The sequence below is a fragment of the Mycobacterium syngnathidarum genome (genome assembly GCF_001942625.1).
GTDB classification, from domain to species: Bacteria; Actinomycetota; Actinomycetes; order Mycobacteriales; family Mycobacteriaceae; genus Mycobacterium; species Mycobacterium syngnathidarum.
Genome location: NZ_MLCL01000033.1, coordinates 218,696 through 237,226 on the forward strand (window position 1 = coordinate 218,696; position 18,531 = coordinate 237,226).

An 18,531-nucleotide genomic window follows, 5' to 3' on the forward strand; every position below is an offset into this window, starting at 1 on the left:
GTACCGCGGCGCTTGCACACCCGTGCGACGTCGTCCCCGTGCCATGAGTGTGTTGAGCTGCCGAGCTCGACAACGGCACAGGAGACGAGACGTGAGCGCCTACCCCAAGCCGGCTGCACCCAACTTCCCCGAGCGGGAACTTGAGGTGCTCGACTACTGGGCAGCCGACGACACCTTCCGGGCCAGCATCGCCCGACGCGAGGATGCCGAAGAGTACGTCTTCTACGACGGCCCGCCGTTCGCCAACGGTCTGCCGCACTACGGCCATCTCCTGACCGGCTACGTCAAGGACATCGTTCCGCGCTACCGCACCATGCGGGGCTACAAGGTGGAGCGCCGGTTCGGCTGGGACACCCATGGCCTGCCTGCCGAACTCGAGGTGCAGCGCCAGCTCGGCATCGCCGACAAAGCCCAGATCGAAGAGATGGGCATCGAGAAGTTCAACGCGGCGTGCCGCGCGTCGGTATTGAAGTACACCGACGAATGGCGTGCCTATGTCACGCGGCAGGCGCGCTGGGTTGACTTCGACAACGACTACAAGACCCTGGACCCGACCTTCATGGAATCGGTGATCTGGGCCTTCAAACAGCTCTGGGACAAGGGCCTGGCCTACGAGGGCAACCGGGTCCTGCCGTACTGCTGGAACGACGAGACGCCGTTGTCCAACCATGAGTTGCGGATGGACGACGACGTTTACCAGAGCCGCCAGGATCCGGCGCTGACGGTCGGTTTCACCGTGACCGACGGCCCGTTCAAGGGCGCCCACCTGTTGATCTGGACGACCACCCCGTGGACCTTGCCGTCCAACCAGGCGGTCGCGGTCAACCCCGACATCGACTACGTCCTGGTGGGGGGCTCCGACGGGCGCCGCTACCTGTTGGCCCAGGCGCGGCTGGCGGCATACGCACGTGAGCTCGGCGAGGAGCCCGAGGTGCTGGGGAGCTACAGCGGGCGGGATCTCATCGGGACGCATTACCTGCCTCCCTTTGCCTACTTCATGGACGCGCCCAACTCGTTCCAGGTGCTCGCCGCGGACTTCGTCAGTACCGAGGACGGCACCGGCATCGTGCACATGGCCCCCGCCTACGGCGAGGACGACAAGGCCACCGCGGATACCGCCGACATCGTCGCGGTCACCCCGGTCGACTCGAAGGGCCGATTCGACGCGACCGTGCCCGATTACGCCGGGCAGCATGTCTTCGAGGCCAACTCCCAGATCATCCGCGATCTCAAGAACGGCGACGGGCCCGCGGCAGCCAACGGTGCGGTGCTGCTGCGCCACGAAACCTATGAGCACTCCTACCCGCACTGCTGGCGGTGCCGTAATCCGCTGATCTACCGCGCGGTCTCGTCGTGGTTCATCAAGGTAACCGATTTCCGGGACCGGATGGTCGAGCTCAACCAGCAGATCACCTGGTACCCCGAGCACGTCAAGGATGGGCAGTTCGGCAAATGGCTCTCCAATGCGCGCGACTGGTCGGTGTCGCGAAACCGCTACTGGGGCAGCCCGATTCCGGTGTGGAAGTCCGATGACCCGGCCTATCCGCGGATCGACGTCTACGGCAGCCTCGACGAGCTGGAGCGTGATTTCGGGGTGCGTCCCACGGATCTGCACCGGCCGTTCATCGACCAGCTGACCAGGCCCAATCCGGACGATCCGACCGGCAAGTCCACCATGCGCCGCATCGAGGACGTATTCGACGTCTGGTTCGACTCCGGGTCGATGCCTTACGCCCAGGTGCACTACCCGTTCGAGAACCAAGAGTGGTTCGACGGCAGCGGCGGTGAGGACGCCCATTTCCCGGGCGATTTCATCGTCGAGTACATCGGCCAGACCCGTGGCTGGTTCTACACCATGCACGTGCTGGCCACTGCGCTGTTCGACAAGCCCGCGTTCAAAACCTGTGTGGCGCACGGGATCGTCCTGGGCAACGACGGCCAGAAGATGAGCAAGTCGTTGCGCAATTACCCCGATGTCAGTGAGGTGTTCGACCGCGACGGCTCCGACGCCATGCGCTGGTTCCTGATGGCCTCGCCGATCCTGCGGGGCGGCAACCTCATCGTCACCGAGCAGGGCATCCGCGAAGGCGTACGTCAGGTGCTGTTGCCGTTGTGGAATGCCTACAGCTTCCTGGCGCTGTACGCGCCGCAGAAGGGCGCCTGGCGGACCGATTCCGACAACGTGCTCGACCGCTACATCCTGGCCAAGTTGGCGCAACTGCGTGACGATCTGACCTCCGCCCTGGACATGTGTGACATCTCCGGGGCGTGCGACGAGCTGCGCCAGTTCACCGAGGCTTTGACGAATTGGTATGTCCGCCGGTCACGTTCGCGCTTCTGGGAGGAGGACGCCGACGCCATCGACACGCTCCACACCATCCTTGAGGTGACGTGCAGGCTGGCCGCGCCCCTGTTGCCGCTGGCAACCGAGGTGATCTGGCGCGGCTTGACCGGTGAGCGTTCGGTGCATCTGACCGACTGGCCGGATGCCGATGTGCTGCCGAAGGACCCCGATCTGGTGGCTGCGATGGACCAGGTGCGCGAAGTGTGCTCGGTGGGCTCTTCGCTGCGCAAGTCCAAAAAGCTTCGTGTGCGGCTTCCGTTGCCGAAACTGACTGTGGCCCTGGATAAGTCGGTTGATCCATCGGCGCTGGCGCCGTTCGCCGAGCTGATCGCGGACGAACTCAATGTCAAGGCCGTCGAGTTGACCGACGACATCGACACTTACGGCAAGTTCGATCTGGCCGTCAACGCCCGCGTCGCCGGCCCCCGGATCGGCAAGGACGTGCAGGCGGCAATCAAAGCAGTCAAGGCGGGGGAAGGCGTGGTCAATCCCGACGGCACCCTGACGGCCGGGCCCGTGGTGCTGCAGCCCGAGGAGTACACCGTGAAACTGGTTGCCGCCGACCCGGAGTGGACCGCGGCCCTGCCCGACGGCGCGGGACTGGTGGTGCTCGACGGCACGGTCACCGAGGATCTCGAGGCCGAGGGCTGGGCCAAGGACCGTATCCGCGAGCTTCAGGAGCTGCGCAAGTCGACCGGCCTGGAGGTGTCCGACCGCATCTCGGTAAAGATGTCGGTTCCGGCCCAGTTCGCGCCGTGGGCAAGCACCCACCGGGATCTCATCGCCGGTGAGATCCTGGCCACCAGTTTCGAGTTCGTTGGCACGGACGCGGTGCTGGAGGGTACAGCGATCGGCGACGGGGTGCGGGTCGCGATCGCCAAGGCGTGACCCGTCCGGATCAGCTGCCGGTGACCCGGGCCGCTTGGTCGCCGAGTGTGACGGTGTCGCCAGGGTGTAGCTGGCGGCCGCGGCGGATCTCGACCTGGCCGTTGACGCTGACCAGGCCGTCGGCGATGACGACCTTGGCGTCGGCGCCGCTGTCGATGAGCGATGCCAGCTTGAGGAACTGCCCCAGGCGGATCGAGTCGTCCCTGATCGGTACGTCAACCGGCTCCATGAACGTCAGGCTAGCGCCATAGCATCTGCAGGTATGAACGGCGCCGAGGTCACGGGCGCGGGCGGACGCTGGGTTCTACACCTCGACATGGATGCGTTTTTCGCATCCGTCGAGCAGTTGACCCGTCCCACCCTGCGCGGTCGGCCGGTGCTCGTAGGTGGTCTGGGCGGGCGCGGCGTGGTTGCCGGGGCCAGCTATGAGGCACGCCGCTACGGCGCACGCTCGGCGATGCCGATGCATCAGGCTCGCCGGCTCGTCGGCGCGCCCGCGGTGGTGCTGCCGCCACGCGGGGCGGTCTACGGCGTGGCCAGCCGCCGTGCGCTGGACACGGTGCGCGGCGTGATCCCGGTACTGGAGCAGTTGTCCTTCGACGAGGCGTTCGGAGAACCGGCCGAACTGGCCGGCGCCACCGCGCCCGACGTCGAGGAGTTCTGCCAGCGGTTGCGCGCCAAGGTGCTCGAGCAGACGGGGCTGGTGGCCTCCGTGGGAGCCGGTTCCGGGAAACAGATCGCCAAGATCGCCTCCGGGTTGGCCAAACCCGATGGGATTCGAGTGGTCCGGCGGGACGAGGAAGGGCGGCTGCTCGACGGCCTTCCGGTGCGCAAGCTGTGGGGGATCGGGCCGGTGGCCGAGGAGAAGCTGCACCGGTTGGGTATCGAGACGGTGGGCGCTCTGGCTGCGCTGTCGGATGCCGAGGCCGCGAGTGTGCTCGGTACCGCGGTGGGCGCTGCGTTGCATCGCCTGGCTCGCGGTATCGATGATCGCCCGGTTGCCGAGCGGGCCGAAGCCAAACAGATCAGCGCCGAGTCGACATTTCCCGAGGATCTCACCACGTTGCGTCAGCTGCAGGACGCGATCGGCCCGATCGGGGAACACGCGCACCGGCGTCTGGAGAAGGACGGCCGCGGCGCCCGTACGGTGACCGTCAAGCTGAAGAAGTCGGACATGAGCACGCTGACCCGGTCGGCCACCCTGGCCTACGCCACCACCGAGGCCGCCACCCTGATCGGCACTGCCCGCCGGTTGTTGCTCGATCCGGTTGAGATCGGGCCGATCCGCCTTGTTGGCGTGGGATTTTCGGGATTGTCGGACAGTAGGCAGGAGTCATTGTTCCCCGACCTGGAGCAGCCGGAGGAAAGCTTCGACTCTCACCACCAAGTCGCCGACGCGGCTCAGGTCACCGAAACCGGTTGGCGTGTCGGCGACGACGTGGTGCATCCCGACCACGGGCACGGCTGGGTCCAGGGCGCCGGACACGGCGTGATGACCGTGCGTTTCGAGACCCGTGCCACCGGACCGGGCCCGGCCCGGACATTTCCCGACGACACACCGGGTTTTCGTCGGGCCGATCCGATCGCGAGCCTGGACTGGGGCGAGTATCTCAGCGGATTGGCCGACTACCAGAGCACACCGTAGGTGGCGTTCAGGATGAAGCCGTGTTCGCCGTAGGTCTTGCACGTCACCGTGCCCTGATAACCGACACCGCAACTGGCGCCCCAGTTCTCCAGTCGGTGGCCTTCGGGCAGCACGTCGACATCGCGGGTGAACGATGCGGTGTCGGAATGCCGGTACGAGGCGGGTACGCCACTGTTGACGTAGATCTGGTTGCTGCCTTCCGGTGCGTCCATCGGCACGGCGTCACAACCCACCGGGCCGCCGTTGGGGCCGATCCCGCAGTGACGGCCGTCCGGAGTCCGGAAGAACACGCCGTAGAAGTCGGTGGGTGAGCTGTAGTGACCCTCGGCGATCGGATAGCTGTCGATGTCGTCGGCGCCCGGCGGTGGCTCGGCCGTGGCGGTCGGGGCAGCGCCGAGCGCCAGGAAGCCGAGCGTGGCGATCGCCGCGATGTGGCGCATAGGTTCCATTGAACCGGCGCCGTCAACCACGTGGCCGGCTACCAGAGCACGCCGGAAGCCGCGCCGAGGGAAAAGCCGTGCCGGCCAGAAGTTTTGCAGATCACTGTGCCCTCGTGAGTGACAGCGCAGGCGGCTTCCCAGTTCTCCAGCCGATAGCCCGCAGGCAGCACGTCGACATCTCGGGTGAACAGCTTGGTCCCCGAAGAACGGTAGGAAGCCGGTGCTCCGGCCTCGACGAAGGTCTGGTTCATTCCCGCGGGCGCATCCGCGGGCACCGCGTCGCAACCGACCGGACCGCGGTTGGGCAGGATTCCGCAGAACCGGCCGTCCGGGGTCTGGAAATACAGCCCGTAGAAATCGGTGGGCGAGCTGTAGTGACCCTCGGCGATTGGGTAGACGTCGATGTCCTCGATTCCAGGTGGCGGCGGCCACGGCCAAGCCTGCGCGGGCGGAAGCGGGCCGAACACCGATAGGCCGACGGCAGCCGCCGCCGCAATGTGGAAACGCACGTTCGCTATTTAACCCCAGCCCGTCAACCCCACGTTGCGATGACCTCGACAACCGGCCGGGCGGTGGCCAACGCGGCCATCAGCAGGACCCTGGCCTGGGACGGACGCAATGTGGGAACCACGATCGCGCCGGCGTCGACCAGCTGGCGGCCCGGGCCGTACTGCGCGGCAACCGGGCCGTCGGGCACCCGGCTCGAGACCGCGACCACCAGGCCGTCACTGCAGTGCCTGCGGACGCCGTCGATCAGTGCGGCGCCCGCGTTGCCCGAGCCCATCGCCTCGAGCACAACAGCACGTGCGCCCGCCGCGACGCAGGCGTCCAGGGCGGCCGCGTCCGCTCCCGGATAGACGGCGATGATGTCGACCCGCGGCGTCGACGCAGCGGACAACTCACCGACGAACGCGCGAGCCTTCGTCGCCGTGATCGCGTACCCGCCGTCGCCGACCGTTCCGAGTGCCGTTCCGGTGAAGGCATTCAACTCTTGGGTGTGTTGCTTGCGCAGCCCCAGTGGCTGCCACACGCTGCCGGCGAAGCTCACCACCACCCCGAGATGCCGGGCTCGGGGACTGGCCGCGACCGTGATCGCGTCCCGCAGATTGCGCGGGCCATCGCTGTCCGCAGTGTCTGAGCTGCGTTGCGACCCGGTGAGCACTACGGGCACATCACCGCCGTAAGTGAGGTCGAGCCAGAGCGCGGTCTCCTCCATGGTGTCGGTGCCATGGGTGATCACGATTCCGTCGGCGCCGGCCGCGGCGACCCGGACCGAGCCGGAGATCCGGTCCCAGTCGGCGGGTGTCAGCAGCGCGCTGTCGGTCGCCATCGCGTCGACGATGTCGACCTGCGCCGCAACGGTCAGCCCGGCCGTCAGCTCTGCGCCGGTGCGGGTCGGGTGCCGGATGCCGGCCTCGTCGGTGCTGGTCGAGATGGTGCCGCCGGTGGTGATGACGATGATGCGCCTGGGCGGCTCAGCGGGCTCCGTCACGGTGCAGATTGTCCCGCATCGACTGTTTGGGATGATGGGAGAGTGACTGATGAAACGTCAGGCCCGGCCGAGCCGGTGACCGACGCTACCGGGGACGCGAAAACGTCCTCTGCAAACTCCGCTGCGCCTCGGCGGCGTCTGCGCCTGCTGCTCACCGTTGCTGCCGTGGTGCTGCTCGTCGACGTGGTGACCAAGGTGCTCGCGGTGCGGCTACTGACACCGGGCCAACCGGTGTCGATCATCGGTGACACAGTGACCTGGACGCTGGTGCGCAACTCTGGCGCGGCGTTCTCGATGGCAACCGGCTACACCTGGGTACTGACCCTCATCGCGACCGGCGTGGTGATCGGCATCGTGTGGATGGGCCGCCGGCTGGTGTCCCCGTGGTGGGCGATCGGTCTGGGCATGATCCTGGGCGGCGCGACCGGAAACTTGATCGACCGCTTCTTCCGGGCGCCCGGACCGCTGCGCGGGCACGTGGTCGATTTCTTCTCGGTGGGCTGGTGGCCGGTGTTCAACGTGGCCGATCCGGCCGTGGTGGGCGGTGCGATCCTGCTGGTGGCACTGTCGTTGTTCGGCTTCGACTTCGACACCGTGGGCCGTCGGCGCCTGGATGATCCGGCACCTGATGACGCCGAACCCGAACCGGCGGCTTCCGATGCCCCGGCCGGCGACACTGAGTCCGACGAGTCGAGCGCAGTCGGTCGCCAGGCCGAGACGTCATAGTGACCACCCGGTCGATGCCGGTGCCCGAGGGCCTGGCGGGGATGCGAGTCGACGCCGGCCTGGCCCGGCTGCTCGGGTTGTCGCGCACGGCCGTGGCCGCCATGGCCGAGGACGGCGGTGTCGACATCGACGGCGTTCCGGCGGCGAAATCGGACAAACTCGTCGCAGGAGCCTGGCTGGAGGTCCGGCTGCCCGAGGCCCCAGCCCCTGTCGAGAACACCCCGGTCGACATCGAAGGCATGGACATCCTCTATGCCGATGACGACATCGTGGCGGTGGACAAGCCGCCCGGAGTGGCGGCACACGCCACGGTCGGCTGGCACGGGCCGACTGTGCTGGGCGGCTTGGCCGCCGCCGGGTTCCGCATCAGCACCTCGGGGATCCACGAACGCCAAGGCATCGTGCACCGGCTCGATGTGGGCACCTCCGGCGTCATGGTGGTTGCCCTGTCCGAGCGCGCGTACACGGTTCTCAAGCGCGCGTTCAAGCAACGCACCGTCGAGAAGCGCTACCACGCGCTGGTGCAGGGCCACCCGGATCCGTCGAGCGGGACCATCGATGCCCCGATCGGGCGGCACCGGGGTCACGACTGGAAGTTCGCGGTGGTCGAGGGTGGTCGGCACAGCATCACCCACTACGACACACTCGAGGCGTTTCAGGCGGCCAGCCTCCTCGACATCGAGCTGGAGACCGGCCGGACCCATCAGATCCGGGTGCACTTCGCCGCGCTGCACCACCCGTGTTGCGGTGACATGACCTACGGTGCCGATCCCACGTTGGCGAAAAGGCTTGGGCTGGAACGGCAGTGGCTACATGCCCGGTCCCTGGCCTTCGCTCATCCGGCTGACGGCCGGCGCATCGAGATCACCAGCCCGTACCCGGCCGATCTACAGGCCGCCCTCGACGTCTTGCGCCGCCACTAGCTGTGAGCGTGCAGGCCGCTCCGCGCCGAGCCGCGTCGGGCCGCTCCGGGGTGCTGTTCGGCGCGGGCGCCTACATCTGGTGGGGACTGTGCCCCGGCTTCTTCCTGCTGTTACTGCCCGCAGGCGCGCTGGAGGTGCTGGCCCACCGCATCATCTGGAGTGCAGTGTTTCTGCTCCTGGTGCTGGCTGTGGCCCGCCGTCTCGGCGATCTGCGTCGCCTGACGCTGCGGACCTGGCTGCAACTACTGGTGGCGGCAGCCCTGATATCGATCAACTGGGGGACCTACATCTACGCCGTCACCACCGGCCATGTCGTGGATGCGGCGCTCGGATATTTCATCAATCCCTTGGTGAGCGTCCTGTTGGGTGTGCTGGTGTTCCGCGAGCGGATCAACCGGTGGCAGGCGGTGGCATTGGGCCTGGCCGTCGTCGCGGTGGTGATCCTGACCGTCGAGTTGGGTGCACCGCCCTATATTGCGATCGTCCTGGCGCTGTCTTTCGGGGTGTACGGCCTGGTCAAGAAGGTGGTGCAGGCCGATCCGCGGGTGAGCGTGGCCGTGGAAACGCTGGTGGCGCTTCCTATCGCGGCCGGCTATGTGATCACGCTCGAGGTCTTGGGGCGGGGGAACTTTCTCGACCACGGTCCCTGGCATGCGGTGCTGCTGTTGCTCGCCGGACCGGTTACCGCCGTGCCGCTGCTGCTGTTCGCCGCCGCCGCGCAGCGACTTCCGATGGTGACGCTGGGCCTGCTCTTCTACCTCAACCCAGGCCTGCAGATGGCCTGGGGCGTGTTCATCGGTCACGAACCCATGCCGCCGGGCCGCTGGGTCGGCTTCGGGCTGATCTGGCTGGCATTGGTGATCATGACGGTGAGTGCGCTGCGGGGAAAGCCCGCAGATTCGGTCGCCGAGATTGTCGATCAGGTGGCGCCGGAATCGTCGTCACGGTGACAAGCTGGAATCGAGAGTCGGACCGTTCGCCAACATCAGGGAACGGTTGGTACACGCCGCGGTGCGGGTCTATCTGACCGAGCGCCTGCAGCGCCTGGCGTCGACCGGTGGCTCTCGTCCGGTGAAGGGGTGACGGCCGCGGCCAACACCGGCGCGAGCCCGCTTGTCTGGGTGGTTCCACTCGTCCGGTTGTTGCCCGCCGGGACAGTCGTATTTGCGACATGACCTTTTGACCTTGATTCAGCAATGGCATAGGGTTTGCCAGATGACTCCGCGGGGCAGGCCCAGAGGCGGCCGTCGAGGGCCGGGTCGTCCGGTGGGTGCTGATGCTGAGCAAACGCGCGAGCGCATTGTGCAAGCGGCATACGAGGTGGTCAACGAACGCGGTTACGCGGCGACCACATTCCAGGAGATCGCCAAGCGCACCGGCCTGAGCCGCCCCACGCTGAACTATTACTTCGCCAGTCGCGAGGATCTCTACCGGGCACTGCTGCAGCGGGCGCACGAGGTCGTCACCTCATGCATTCGGATCGCGAAACAGCATGACACAACGCTGGATCGGCTCCGGGCCTATATCGATGCGGTCGTAGCGGTGTGGCAGCGTGACGGAGCCGTGGTGGGGTTCCTGGTGAATGCGCGGCTCGAGTCATACCGTCATCCCGATCTACCCGCCGCCACTGTCGCGGCAACCCGCGGTTTTCTCGGCGAACTGATCACCGGGGCAGTGGACCGAGGTGAACTGCCGCCCCACACCGACCAGGCGAGTTTGGTCGAACTGCTGTACGCGATGCTGTGGGGGATGGGTGCCTACTGCGGTTGGCAGCGTCGGCCCGTCGATGTAGAGGTGATAGCTAAGCAACTGCAATCGGTGATCGGCGATGGGTTGCTGCCGGTCGTCGACCGGGATCACCGGCTCGGCGGCCGAGACACGCGTGGCGACACGCGCGGCGGTGTCGGTGGGGCGCCATAGACTGGCATCCCTATGAGCGGTTCATCTTCGGGCTTCGTCCACCTGCACAACCACACCGAGTACTCGATGCTGGACGGCGCCGCGAAGATCACCCCGATGCTGGCGGAGGCGCAGCGTCTGGACATGCCCGCCATCGGCATGACCGACCACGGCAACATGTTCGGCGCCAGCGAGTTCTACAACTCGGCGACCAAGGCCGGGATCAAACCGATCATCGGCATCGAGGCATACATCGCGCCGGCTTCCCGGTTCGAAACCAAGCGTGTCCAGTGGGGCGATCCGAGCCAGAAGAGCGACGACGTCTCGGGTAGCGGTGCCTACACCCACATGACGATGGTCGCCGAAACTGCGACCGGGCTGCGCAACCTGTTCAAGCTGTCGTCGTTGGCGTCCTTCGAGGGGCAGCTCGGCAAGTGGGCTCGCATGGATGCCGAGATCATCGCCGAGCACGCCGAAGGCATCATCGCGACCACCGGTTGTCCGTCGGGTGAGGTGCAGACCAGGCTGCGGCTCGGACACCGGCAGGAAGCGCTGGAGGCGGCCGCCAAATGGCGCGAGATCTTCGGCCCTGACAACTTCTTCCTCGAGCTCATGGATCACGGCCTCGACATCGAGCGCCGGGTCCGCGAGGGCCTGCTGGAGATCGGGCAGAAGCTCAACATCCCGCCCCTGGCCACCAACGATTGTCACTACGTGACGCGCGACGCCTCGCAGAACCACGAGGCCCTGCTGTGCATCCAGACCGGCAAGACCCTGTCGGACCCGAACCGCTTCAGATTCGACGGCGACGGCTACTACCTCAAATCGGCCGAGGAGATGCGCGCGCTCTGGGACTCCCAGGTGCCCGGTGCGTGCGATTCCACGGTGCTCATCGGCGAGCGGGTGCAGTCCTACGCCGAGGTCTGGACGCCCACTGACCGCATGCCGGTGTTCCCGGTCCCCGACGGGCATGATCAGGCCTCTTGGCTGGCTCGTGAGGTGCAGGCCGGTCTGGAGCGGCGGTTCCGCGGGGCGTCCGTGCCCACCGAGTACACAGACCGGGCGTCCTACGAGATCAAGGTCATCTGCGAGAAGGGTTTCCCGTCCTACTTCCTGATCGTTGCCGACCTGATCAACTACGCGCGCTCGGTCGGTATCCGGGTGGGGCCGGGCCGTGGCTCGGCCGCCGGGTCACTGGTGGCGTATGCGCTCGGTATCACCAACATCGACCCCATCCCGCACGGTCTGCTGTTCGAGCGCTTCCTCAACCCGGAGCGCCCGTCCGCCCCCGATATCGACATCGACTTCGACGACCGCCGCCGCGGCGAGATGCTGCGGTACGCGGCCAACAAGTGGGGCAGCGACCGGGTGGCCCAGGTGATCACCTTCGGCACCATCAAAACCAAAGCGGCGCTGAAGGATTCGGCCCGCGTGCATTACGGGCAGCCGGGCTTTGCCATCGCCGACCGGATCACCAAGGCGCTGCCGCCGCCCATCATGGCCAAGGACATCCCGGTCTCGGGGATCACCGATCCCAACCATGAGCGGTACAAAGAGGCCGCCGAGGTTCGCACCCTGATCGACACCGATCCGGATGTGCGGACCATCTTCGAGACGGCACGCGGCCTGGAAGGCCTGGTTCGCAACGCGGGTGTGCACGCCTGTGCGGTGATCATGAGTTCCGAGCCGCTCATCGACGCAATCCCGTTGTGGAAGCGGCCGCAGGACGGCGCGGTCATCACCGGTTGGGACTATCCGTCGTGTGAGGCCATCGGCCTGCTGAAGATGGATTTCCTGGGTCTGCGGAACTTGACGATCATCGGTGACTGCCTGGAGAACATCAAGGCCAACCGGGGGATCGACCTGGATCTGGACACGCTGCCGTTCGACGACCCAGCGGCCTACGAGCTCCTCGGCCGCGGTGACACGCTGGGCGTGTTCCAGCTCGACGGCAGTGCGATGCGTGACCTGCTGCGGCGCATGCAGCCCACCGGATTCAACGACATCGTGGCGGTGCTCGCGTTGTATCGTCCCGGCCCGATGGGCATGAACGCCCACAACGACTACGCGGACCGCAAGAACGGCCGGCAGGCAATCAAGCCCATCCATCCCGAGCTCGAGGAACCACTCAAAGACATTCTCGCCGAGACCTACGGCCTGATCGTCTACCAAGAGCAGATCATGTTCATCGCGCAGAAGGTCGCCTCCTACACCATGGGTAAGGCCGATGCGCTCCGTAAGGCCATGGGTAAGAAGAAGCTTGAGGTGCTCGAGGCCGAGTACAAGGGCTTCAAGGAAGGCATGACCGCCAACGGGTTCTCCGAGGGTGCGGTGAAAGCCTTGTGGGACACGATCCTTCCCTTCGCCGGCTACGCGTTCAACAAGTCACACGCGGCCGGTTATGGCCTGGTGTCGTACTGGACGGCTTACCTGAAGGCGAACTACCCCGCCGAGTACATGGCCGGTCTGCTCACCTCGGTCGGTGACGACAAGGACAAGGCCGCGGTCTACCTGGCGGACTGCCGGCGGCTCGGCATCACCGTCCTGCCACCCGACGTCAACGAGTCGGTGCAGAACTTCGCCTCGGTGGGCGACGACATCCGGTTCGGTCTGGGCGCGATCCGCAATGTCGGCGCGAATGTCGTCGCGTCGCTGATCAGTACCCGTACCGAGAAGGGTAAGTACGCCGACTTCTCCGACTACCTCAACAAGATCGACATCGCGGCCTGCAACAAGAAGGTCACCGAATCCTTGGTGAAGGCAGGCGCATTCGATTCGCTCGGGCACCCCCGCAAGGGGCTGTTCCTGGTGCACACCGACGCCGTCGACTCGGTGCTCGGCACCAAGAAGGCCGAGGCGATGGGCCAGTTCGACCTGTTCGGCGGCGCCGACGACGGGGGCGGCACCGATGCGGTCTTCACCATCAAGGTGCCGGACGAGGAGTGGGAGGACAAGCACAAGCTCGCACTCGAGCGCGAGATGCTGGGCCTGTACGTGTCCGGTCACCCGCTCAACGGGATCGCCCACCTCCTCGCCAACCAGGTGGACACGCAGATCCCGGCGATCCTCGACGGCGACATCGCCAACGACGCGCAGGTGGTGGTCGGCGGCATCCTGGCCTCGGTCAACCGTCGCGTGAACAAGAACGGCCTGCCTTGGGCCTCAGCCCAATTGGAAGACCTCGCCGGTGGTATCGAGGTGCTGTTCTTCCCGCAGACCTACTCGCTGTTCGGTCACGAGATCGCCGATGACGTCGTGGTGCTGGTGAAGGCTAAGGTGGCTGCGCGCGACGACCGTATCTCGCTGATCGCCCACGAGTTGGTCGTGCCCGACTTCAGCAGCGCCCAGGCCGACCGCCCGCTGGCGGTGAGCTTGCCCACGCGCCAGTGCACCATCGACAAGGTGAGTGCGCTCAAGCAGGTGCTGGCCAACCACCCTGGCACAGCTCAGGTGCATCTGCGGCTGATCAGCGGTGAGCGCATCACCACGCTGGAGTTGGATCAGTCACTGCGGGTGACGCCGTCGTCGGCTCTGATGGGTGACCTCAAGGCGCTGCTCGGCCCGGGCTGTCTGGGGTAGGGGCCAGGTCGATCTTCACGATCGCGCTGTCAGGCCACAGTGTCCGGTCACGGGTTCGCCGAAGTTTCTCCCGCAACGGGAGGTCGCTGTGCACGTTGGTGACACCCGGGACCTTCATCAGCGGCATGATGTTCCACTGCCATCCGTAGCGGCGGTGCAGGGCGCGGTTGGCCCGTTGGGCCTCTTCGCCGCCCAGGATGCTGGCGCGGCCGCCGATCCAGGAGGTGCCCGTGATTCGGCCTCTGTAGTCGCAGACCACCAGTTCGACGTCGGGCCGGGCGGCGAGCCTGCGGGTTTTCGGGCCGATCTTGGTGCGGAACAACACCGTTGGGCCGTCGATGACGAACCAGATCGGGGTGTCGACGGCGGTGCCGTCGCGGCGTGAGCTGCGAAGCAATGCGTACTGGGAGCGGCCGAGGGTCTGGAGTGCGGTGTCGGTATGCGGCATGCAACCAGTCAACGACTTAGAGTTAACTCTAAGTCAAGCGTGTTGGAGGTGGGTAGATGGGCGCATCGCTGACGATCGGAGACGTCACGCAGCGGTCCGGGGTCGCCCAGACCGCGCTGCGTTACTACGAGCAGGTGGGTCTGTTGCCCTCGCCGCAGCGGGTGGGCGGGCAGCGGCGTTATCAGGAGTCGATCCTGATGCGGCTGGAAGTGATCCGGTTGTGCAAAGCGGCCGGGTTCTCGTTGACCGAGATCGGGCTGCTGCTCAAGGACGACTCACCGGGCCGGCCGGTGGCCCGCGAGCTCGCCCAGGCCAAGTTGGCCGAGATCGACGAGCAACTGGAGGCACTCGCGCGGGCACGGGCCATCGTCGAGTGGGGTATGCGGTGTACGTGTCCGTCAATCGAGCTGTGCACCTGCGGGATTCATCACGAGCTGCCGCTCTGACGCGGGAGCGGTCAGAACTGGTACCGCAGGATGCGCGCCTTGCGGGCTGTGGCCTTGCTTAGGCCGCTGGCGCGCGTCGCGATCCGCAGCACGCGGGGAAAGAGGTCGACTTCGGGTTGCCGGGTCAGGCTCGACTCCTCGATGAGGCGCAGTCGCGGGTTCCAAGTTTCGGGATGGTGGGCGTCCTTGAAACCCGGGTAACCCCACTGACTTCCGACGTCTTTGAACATCTTGGCCGGAAAGAACTTCAGGGCCGCGCGGCTCATCCAGCCGATGCGGCCATAGTCGTTGAATGCGAGTTCCCCGGAATCGAAATGCTCGGTCACGGCCCGGAAGATGCCTGCGATCACCGGTTCCGTGAGGAAGGCGAAGAGCCCGTCGGCCACCAGCATGGTCGGTCGATCGGATGGCATCGGGTCGGTCCAATCCGGATCGGCCGGCGACGCGGCGACGGTATGGGCCTGCGGGAGCGGCGGGATCACCTTTTCGCGCAGTTCACTGATCCCCGGTAGGTCCACGCTGTACCAGTCGACAGTGGCCGGAGGGGAAACGCGGTGCACACCGCTGTCGAGTCCGCCACCGAGATCCACCACAACCGCGTCGGGATGTTTGGTCACGAAAGCCCGGACCCGATCATCGAGCATCTTGGCCCGCAGGGCCGTCTGGCACACCACACTGGTCTGAACCCCGAGGCCGGCGAAGTCGTAGTCGAGTTGCTCGGCTGCCTGCGCGGCCATGGTGTCACCCAGGATCGGGTGGGCCCACCGGCTGTCGAGCGCCCTGGCGTAGAGCGTCAGGAATGCGGTTTCCTCAATCGGGCTGAGGCCCGTCGTCGCAATACCCACAAGCCCGACCGTACACCCCGGTCAGCGGCTGAACAGTTCGGCGAAATCGTTTACCGCCCTTGTGATCCCGGATGCACGCAGCGGTTGCACGGCCTGCCCGGATGCGCGGTGAGTGCCCGGCGGCCTACGGTGGAACCATGCGCAGCAGGCATGTGAGCGTCTGGATCGAGGTTGCCCCCGACGCCGTGTACGCCTATGCCTCCGATCCGCGGCAATTGGCCACGTGGGCGGCGGGACTGGCTGAGGGCGGATTGCGCCTCACTCCGCAAGGATGGGTGGCGGATTCCCCGATGGGTGAGGTCACCGTCGAATTCACGCCGACCAACACGCTGGGCGTGCTGGATCACGTGGTGTACCTGCCCTCGGGCGCGGCGGTCTACAACCCGATGCGGGTCGTACCGGCCGGGGTGGACGCAACGGCGTGTGAGGTTGTGTTCACGGTCCGGCAGCGACCCGGCATGACCGATGAGGAGTTCGAGGCGGATGTCGCCGCGGTGGCGGCCGATCTGGAGACGTTGCGCGGGCTACTGGAACGTCACTGACCGGAAGACCAGAACTGGCGAAGCCCCAGCCACACCGCGAGGGTGGCTGCAGCGGCAGAGAGCACGGCCGGTGCCGCGTCCATCGTGGCCACGCCGACGACCATCAACACCAACGCACCGACCGCCAGGGCGATCAGCTTGTAGGTCGGCCAGGGCACCCCGGCGATATCGACCTGGTGATCGGCCCGGGAGGTAAGGCTACGAAAGTTCCCGGCGGTGGTCATACGTTGACGATAGCTCGTAACAATGATTTCGGCCAGCCGAAACCTCGGATCGGGCGTGTCGATTCACCGCCTGATCAGCAGTGGGCGTCCATACGGTAGTGAACTTCGGCCGGTTTGGTCGGGCGATCGGCGAAGGAGCCGTGCGCCGTGCCGCTGAAGTGGAACACGGTGCCGTCGATACTGGCCTTGGTGTCGGTCGCCTCGGCCTGGGCGGCACCGGTAAATCCCGTCAGATCCCGGATCCGCATGACCTTGGGCTCGACCGTGGCCCCGGTCTGGACGATGGCGGTGAATCCGGGTTCTTTCGGCAGCGTCTCGATCGTCCACAACCAGGACAGTTGCTTGCAGTCAACGGTGAAGTCGGTCGGGATCTCCTGATCGTTGATGAAGACGCGCGCGGTGTTGGCATCGGCCGGACTTCCGGTGGTCGTCGCACATGCCGACGCTGCCAGCGCCAAGATCGCCACGGTGAGTGCCGCCGCCCGCTTTCTCCGTCGCTGAATGTGCCGCATACGGTTGTTTTCCCAGTTGGGAACCGGATCAACCCCATCTTGCGGATTTCTGCGATTCGGTGGCGCCGATACCGGGATTACTGCGTGCGCACCTACCCAGATGCGGTGAAACCGCTGGCCAGTGGCACCATTGAACGGTGACTGCCGATCTGAGCAAAAGCTCCCGAGTGTCCCCGCTGGCCGCGCCGCTGACCGCGGCCGACATCGACGAGGCTGCCAAGCGAATTTCCGGGGTGGTCACCCGCAGCCCGCTGCAATTCAACGAGCGTCTTTCGGAGGCGACCGGGGCCGACGTCTACCTCAAACGCGAGGACCTGCAGGCCGTGCGGTCCTACAAGGTGCGCGGCGCCTTCAATCTGATGGCCCAGCTGCCGCCTGACGAGTTGGCCGCCGGTGTGGTGTGTTCGTCGGCGGGAAACCACGCTCAGGGTTTCGCCATGGCGTGCCGGTCGATGGGGATTCATGGACGCGTGTATGTGCCGGCCAAGACACCGAAGCAGAAGCGGGACCGGATTCGGTACCACGGCCGTGAGTTCATCGAGCTGATCGCGGTCGGATCGACCTACGATCTGGCCGCAGCGGCGGCGCTGGAGGACGTTGCGCGCACCGGGGCCACGCTGGTGCCTCCCTACGACGACGTTCGCACGATGGCCGGCCAGGGCACCATCGCCGCTGAAATTCTCGAGCAGCTCGACGAAGAGCCCGACTTGGTGATCGTTCCCGTAGGTGGCGGCGGTTGCATCGCCGGGATCACCACCTATCTCGCCGAGCGTGCTTCGGACACGTCGGTACTCGGTGTCGAGCCCGCCGGCGCGGCGTCGATGATCGCGGCCCTCGCCGCGGGCGAACCGGTGACTCTCGAGCACGTCGATCAGTTCGTCGACGGTGCGGCAGTGGCGCGCGCCGGTGCGCTGCCGTACGCCGCCCTGGCTGCCGCCGGGGACATGGTCGCGCTCACCGCGGTTGACGAGGGCGCGGTGTGTACCGCGATGCTCGACCTGTACCAGAACGACGGAATCATCGCCGAGCCCGCCGGTGCGCTGTCGGTGGCCGCGTTGCTGGAGGCCGAAATCGAGCCAGGTTCCACCGTGGTCTGCCTGGTCTCCGGCGGCAACAACGACGTTTCCCGCTACAACGAAGTGGTTGAACGGTCGCTGGTGCACCTGGGGCTCAAGCATTACTTCCTGGTCGATTTTCCGCAGGAACCCGGGGCGCTGCGCCGGTTCCTCGATGAGGTTCTCGGACCGGGTGACGACATCACCCTGTTCGAGTACGTCAAGCGCAACAACCGGGAGACCGGCGAGGCGTTGTGCGGCGTCGAGTTGAGCGCGGCGACCGATCTGGACCCGCTGCTGGCGCGGATGCAGGATTCCGATATCCACGTCGAACTGCTCGAGCCGGGGACGCCGACATACCGGTACCTGACCTGAGTGCCGGCCGCACACTTTTCCCGGTTCCAGCTGCCGGGGTCGGGTTTTCGGTGACTGCCCAGACGACGAGTGCGCCGGCCGCGAAGGCTGCGCCGAGGAAGCTGGAGCCGGTCCAACCCGCGATCGAGTACACCGAGGTGGTGGCGGT

General features: G+C 66.3%; 18 protein-coding genes. 10 read left to right on the forward strand and 8 right to left on the reverse strand.

All coding sequences use genetic code 11. The features are described 5' to 3' along the window. Positions 1-43 precede the first annotated feature (43 nt). The gene (ileS, locus tag BKG60_RS11510; RefSeq protein ID WP_165617731.1) at positions 44-3,232 is read left to right on the forward strand and encodes an isoleucine--tRNA ligase; all 3,189 of its coding nucleotides are present in this window, start codon (positions 44-46) and stop codon (positions 3,230-3,232) included. 10 nt (positions 3,233-3,242) lie between these two features. On the opposite strand, the gene BKG60_RS11515 is transcribed toward ileS, so the two are convergent. Then, positions 3,243-3,461, reverse strand: coding sequence for an RNA-binding S4 domain-containing protein (locus BKG60_RS11515; RefSeq protein WP_070943688.1), 219 nt, complete (start codon positions 3,459-3,461; stop codon positions 3,243-3,245). Between the two features lie 33 nt (positions 3,462-3,494). Between BKG60_RS11515 and BKG60_RS11520 the strand changes: the two genes are divergently transcribed. Continuing rightward, the gene (locus tag BKG60_RS11520) at positions 3,495-4,877 is read left to right on the forward strand and encodes a DNA polymerase IV (RefSeq protein WP_070188860.1); all 1,383 of its coding nucleotides are present in this window, start codon (positions 3,495-3,497) and stop codon (positions 4,875-4,877) included. Here the strand turns inward: BKG60_RS11520 and BKG60_RS11525 are convergent. Genes BKG60_RS11525 through BKG60_RS11535 form a run of 3 tightly spaced genes read right to left on the reverse strand, consistent with a single transcriptional unit; the run spans position 4,859 to position 6,809 of the window. Then, positions 4,859-5,317 (reverse strand): hypothetical protein, encoded by a 459-nt coding sequence (locus BKG60_RS11525; protein ID WP_110765182.1) that lies wholly within the window; start codon positions 5,315-5,317, stop codon positions 4,859-4,861. The two genes, BKG60_RS11520 and BKG60_RS11525, sit on opposite strands and share 19 nt — an antisense overlap. Before the next feature lie 38 nt (positions 5,318-5,355). After that, complete coding sequence (locus BKG60_RS11530) at positions 5,356-5,826, reverse strand: hypothetical protein (RefSeq protein ID WP_070943690.1); 471 nt, start codon at positions 5,824-5,826, stop codon at positions 5,356-5,358. A 23-nt stretch (positions 5,827-5,849) separates the two neighbouring features. Next, a complete protein-coding gene (locus tag BKG60_RS11535) occupies positions 5,850-6,809 on the reverse strand; it encodes an asparaginase (RefSeq protein ID WP_070943691.1) in 960 nt (319 codons plus the stop codon). 42 nt (positions 6,810-6,851) lie between these two features. On the opposite strand from BKG60_RS11535, the gene lspA reads away from it, so the two are divergent. From lspA to dnaE, 5 genes are all read left to right on the forward strand, one after another. Beyond that, on the forward strand, positions 6,852-7,535 hold the full coding sequence (lspA, locus tag BKG60_RS11540; protein WP_075909644.1) for a signal peptidase II: 684 nt from the start codon (positions 6,852-6,854) through the stop codon (positions 7,533-7,535). Continuing rightward, positions 7,535-8,458, forward strand: coding sequence for an RluA family pseudouridine synthase (locus tag BKG60_RS11545; protein ID WP_070188856.1), 924 nt, complete (start codon positions 7,535-7,537; stop codon positions 8,456-8,458). The genes lspA and BKG60_RS11545 overlap by 1 nt, the downstream gene beginning before the upstream one ends. Positions 8,459-8,508: 50 nt before the next feature. Beyond that, complete coding sequence (rarD, locus tag BKG60_RS11550; RefSeq protein ID WP_070943750.1) at positions 8,509-9,408, forward strand: EamA family transporter RarD; 900 nt, start codon at positions 8,509-8,511, stop codon at positions 9,406-9,408. Positions 9,409-9,724: 316 nt separating this feature from the next. After that, positions 9,725-10,378: a TetR/AcrR family transcriptional regulator gene (locus tag BKG60_RS11555; RefSeq protein WP_165617732.1), complete on the forward strand. Its 654-nt coding sequence runs from the start codon at positions 9,725-9,727 to the stop codon at positions 10,376-10,378. A 12-nt stretch (positions 10,379-10,390) separates the two neighbouring features. Next, positions 10,391-13,936 carry a DNA polymerase III subunit alpha gene (gene dnaE, locus BKG60_RS11560; protein ID WP_070943693.1) on the forward strand — a complete coding sequence of 1,182 codons (3,546 nt, stop codon included), beginning with the start codon at positions 10,391-10,393 and terminating at the stop codon, positions 13,934-13,936. On the opposite strand, the gene BKG60_RS11565 is transcribed toward dnaE, so the two are convergent. Further along, the gene (locus tag BKG60_RS11565) at positions 13,902-14,384 is read right to left on the reverse strand and encodes a PPOX class F420-dependent oxidoreductase (RefSeq protein ID WP_070943694.1); all 483 of its coding nucleotides are present in this window, start codon (positions 14,382-14,384) and stop codon (positions 13,902-13,904) included. The two genes, dnaE and BKG60_RS11565, sit on opposite strands and share 35 nt — an antisense overlap. 56 nt (positions 14,385-14,440) lie before the next feature. On the opposite strand from BKG60_RS11565, the gene BKG60_RS11570 reads away from it, so the two are divergent. Continuing rightward, positions 14,441-14,830, forward strand: coding sequence for a MerR family transcriptional regulator (locus BKG60_RS11570; RefSeq protein ID WP_070943695.1), 390 nt, complete (start codon positions 14,441-14,443; stop codon positions 14,828-14,830). Positions 14,831-14,841: 11 nt separating this feature from the next. Here BKG60_RS11570 and BKG60_RS11575 read toward each other — a convergent pair whose 3' ends face one another. Then, positions 14,842-15,675, reverse strand: coding sequence for a class I SAM-dependent methyltransferase (locus tag BKG60_RS11575; RefSeq protein ID WP_070943696.1), 834 nt, complete (start codon positions 15,673-15,675; stop codon positions 14,842-14,844). Positions 15,676-15,812: 137 nt separating this feature from the next. Between BKG60_RS11575 and BKG60_RS11580 the strand changes: the two genes are divergently transcribed. Beyond that, positions 15,813-16,217, forward strand: coding sequence for an SRPBCC family protein (locus BKG60_RS11580; RefSeq protein WP_070943751.1), 405 nt, complete (start codon positions 15,813-15,815; stop codon positions 16,215-16,217). Here the strand turns inward: BKG60_RS11580 and BKG60_RS11585 are convergent. Beyond that, positions 16,211-16,441 (reverse strand): hypothetical protein, encoded by a 231-nt coding sequence (locus tag BKG60_RS11585; RefSeq protein ID WP_070943697.1) that lies wholly within the window; start codon positions 16,439-16,441, stop codon positions 16,211-16,213. The two genes, BKG60_RS11580 and BKG60_RS11585, sit on opposite strands and share 7 nt — an antisense overlap. A 74-nt stretch (positions 16,442-16,515) precedes the next feature. Next, positions 16,516-16,953, reverse strand: coding sequence for a lipoprotein LpqH (locus BKG60_RS11590; RefSeq protein WP_070188849.1), 438 nt, complete (start codon positions 16,951-16,953; stop codon positions 16,516-16,518). Between the two features lie 137 nt (positions 16,954-17,090). On the opposite strand from BKG60_RS11590, the gene ilvA reads away from it, so the two are divergent. Further along, the gene (gene ilvA / locus BKG60_RS11595; RefSeq protein ID WP_070188848.1) at positions 17,091-18,383 is read left to right on the forward strand and encodes a threonine ammonia-lyase IlvA; all 1,293 of its coding nucleotides are present in this window, start codon (positions 17,091-17,093) and stop codon (positions 18,381-18,383) included. The last annotated feature ends 148 nt before the right edge of the window (positions 18,384-18,531 follow it).

Bases quoted from the DNA above. Each gene is read 5' to 3' on its own strand.
- ileS (WP_165617731.1), top strand. From the start codon at position 44: ATGAGTGTGTTGAGCTGCCGAGCTCGACAACGGCACAGGAGACGAGAC.
- BKG60_RS11515 (WP_070943688.1), bottom strand. From the start codon at position 3,461: ATGGAGCCGGTTGACGTACCGATCAGGGACGACTCGATCCGCCTGGGG.
- BKG60_RS11520 (WP_070188860.1), top strand. From the start codon at position 3,495: ATGAACGGCGCCGAGGTCACGGGCGCGGGCGGACGCTGGGTTCTACAC.
- BKG60_RS11525 (WP_110765182.1), bottom strand. From the start codon at position 5,317: ATGCGCCACATCGCGGCGATCGCCACGCTCGGCTTCCTGGCGCTCGGC.
- dnaE (WP_070943693.1), top strand. From the start codon at position 10,391: ATGAGCGGTTCATCTTCGGGCTTCGTCCACCTGCACAACCACACCGAG.
- BKG60_RS11565 (WP_070943694.1), bottom strand. From the start codon at position 14,384: ATGCCGCATACCGACACCGCACTCCAGACCCTCGGCCGCTCCCAGTAC.
- BKG60_RS11570 (WP_070943695.1), top strand. From the start codon at position 14,441: ATGGGCGCATCGCTGACGATCGGAGACGTCACGCAGCGGTCCGGGGTC.
- BKG60_RS11580 (WP_070943751.1), top strand. From the start codon at position 15,813: ATGCGCAGCAGGCATGTGAGCGTCTGGATCGAGGTTGCCCCCGACGCC.
- BKG60_RS11585 (WP_070943697.1), bottom strand. From the start codon at position 16,441: ATGACCACCGCCGGGAACTTTCGTAGCCTTACCTCCCGGGCCGATCAC.
- BKG60_RS11590 (WP_070188849.1), bottom strand. From the start codon at position 16,953: ATGCGGCACATTCAGCGACGGAGAAAGCGGGCGGCGGCACTCACCGTG.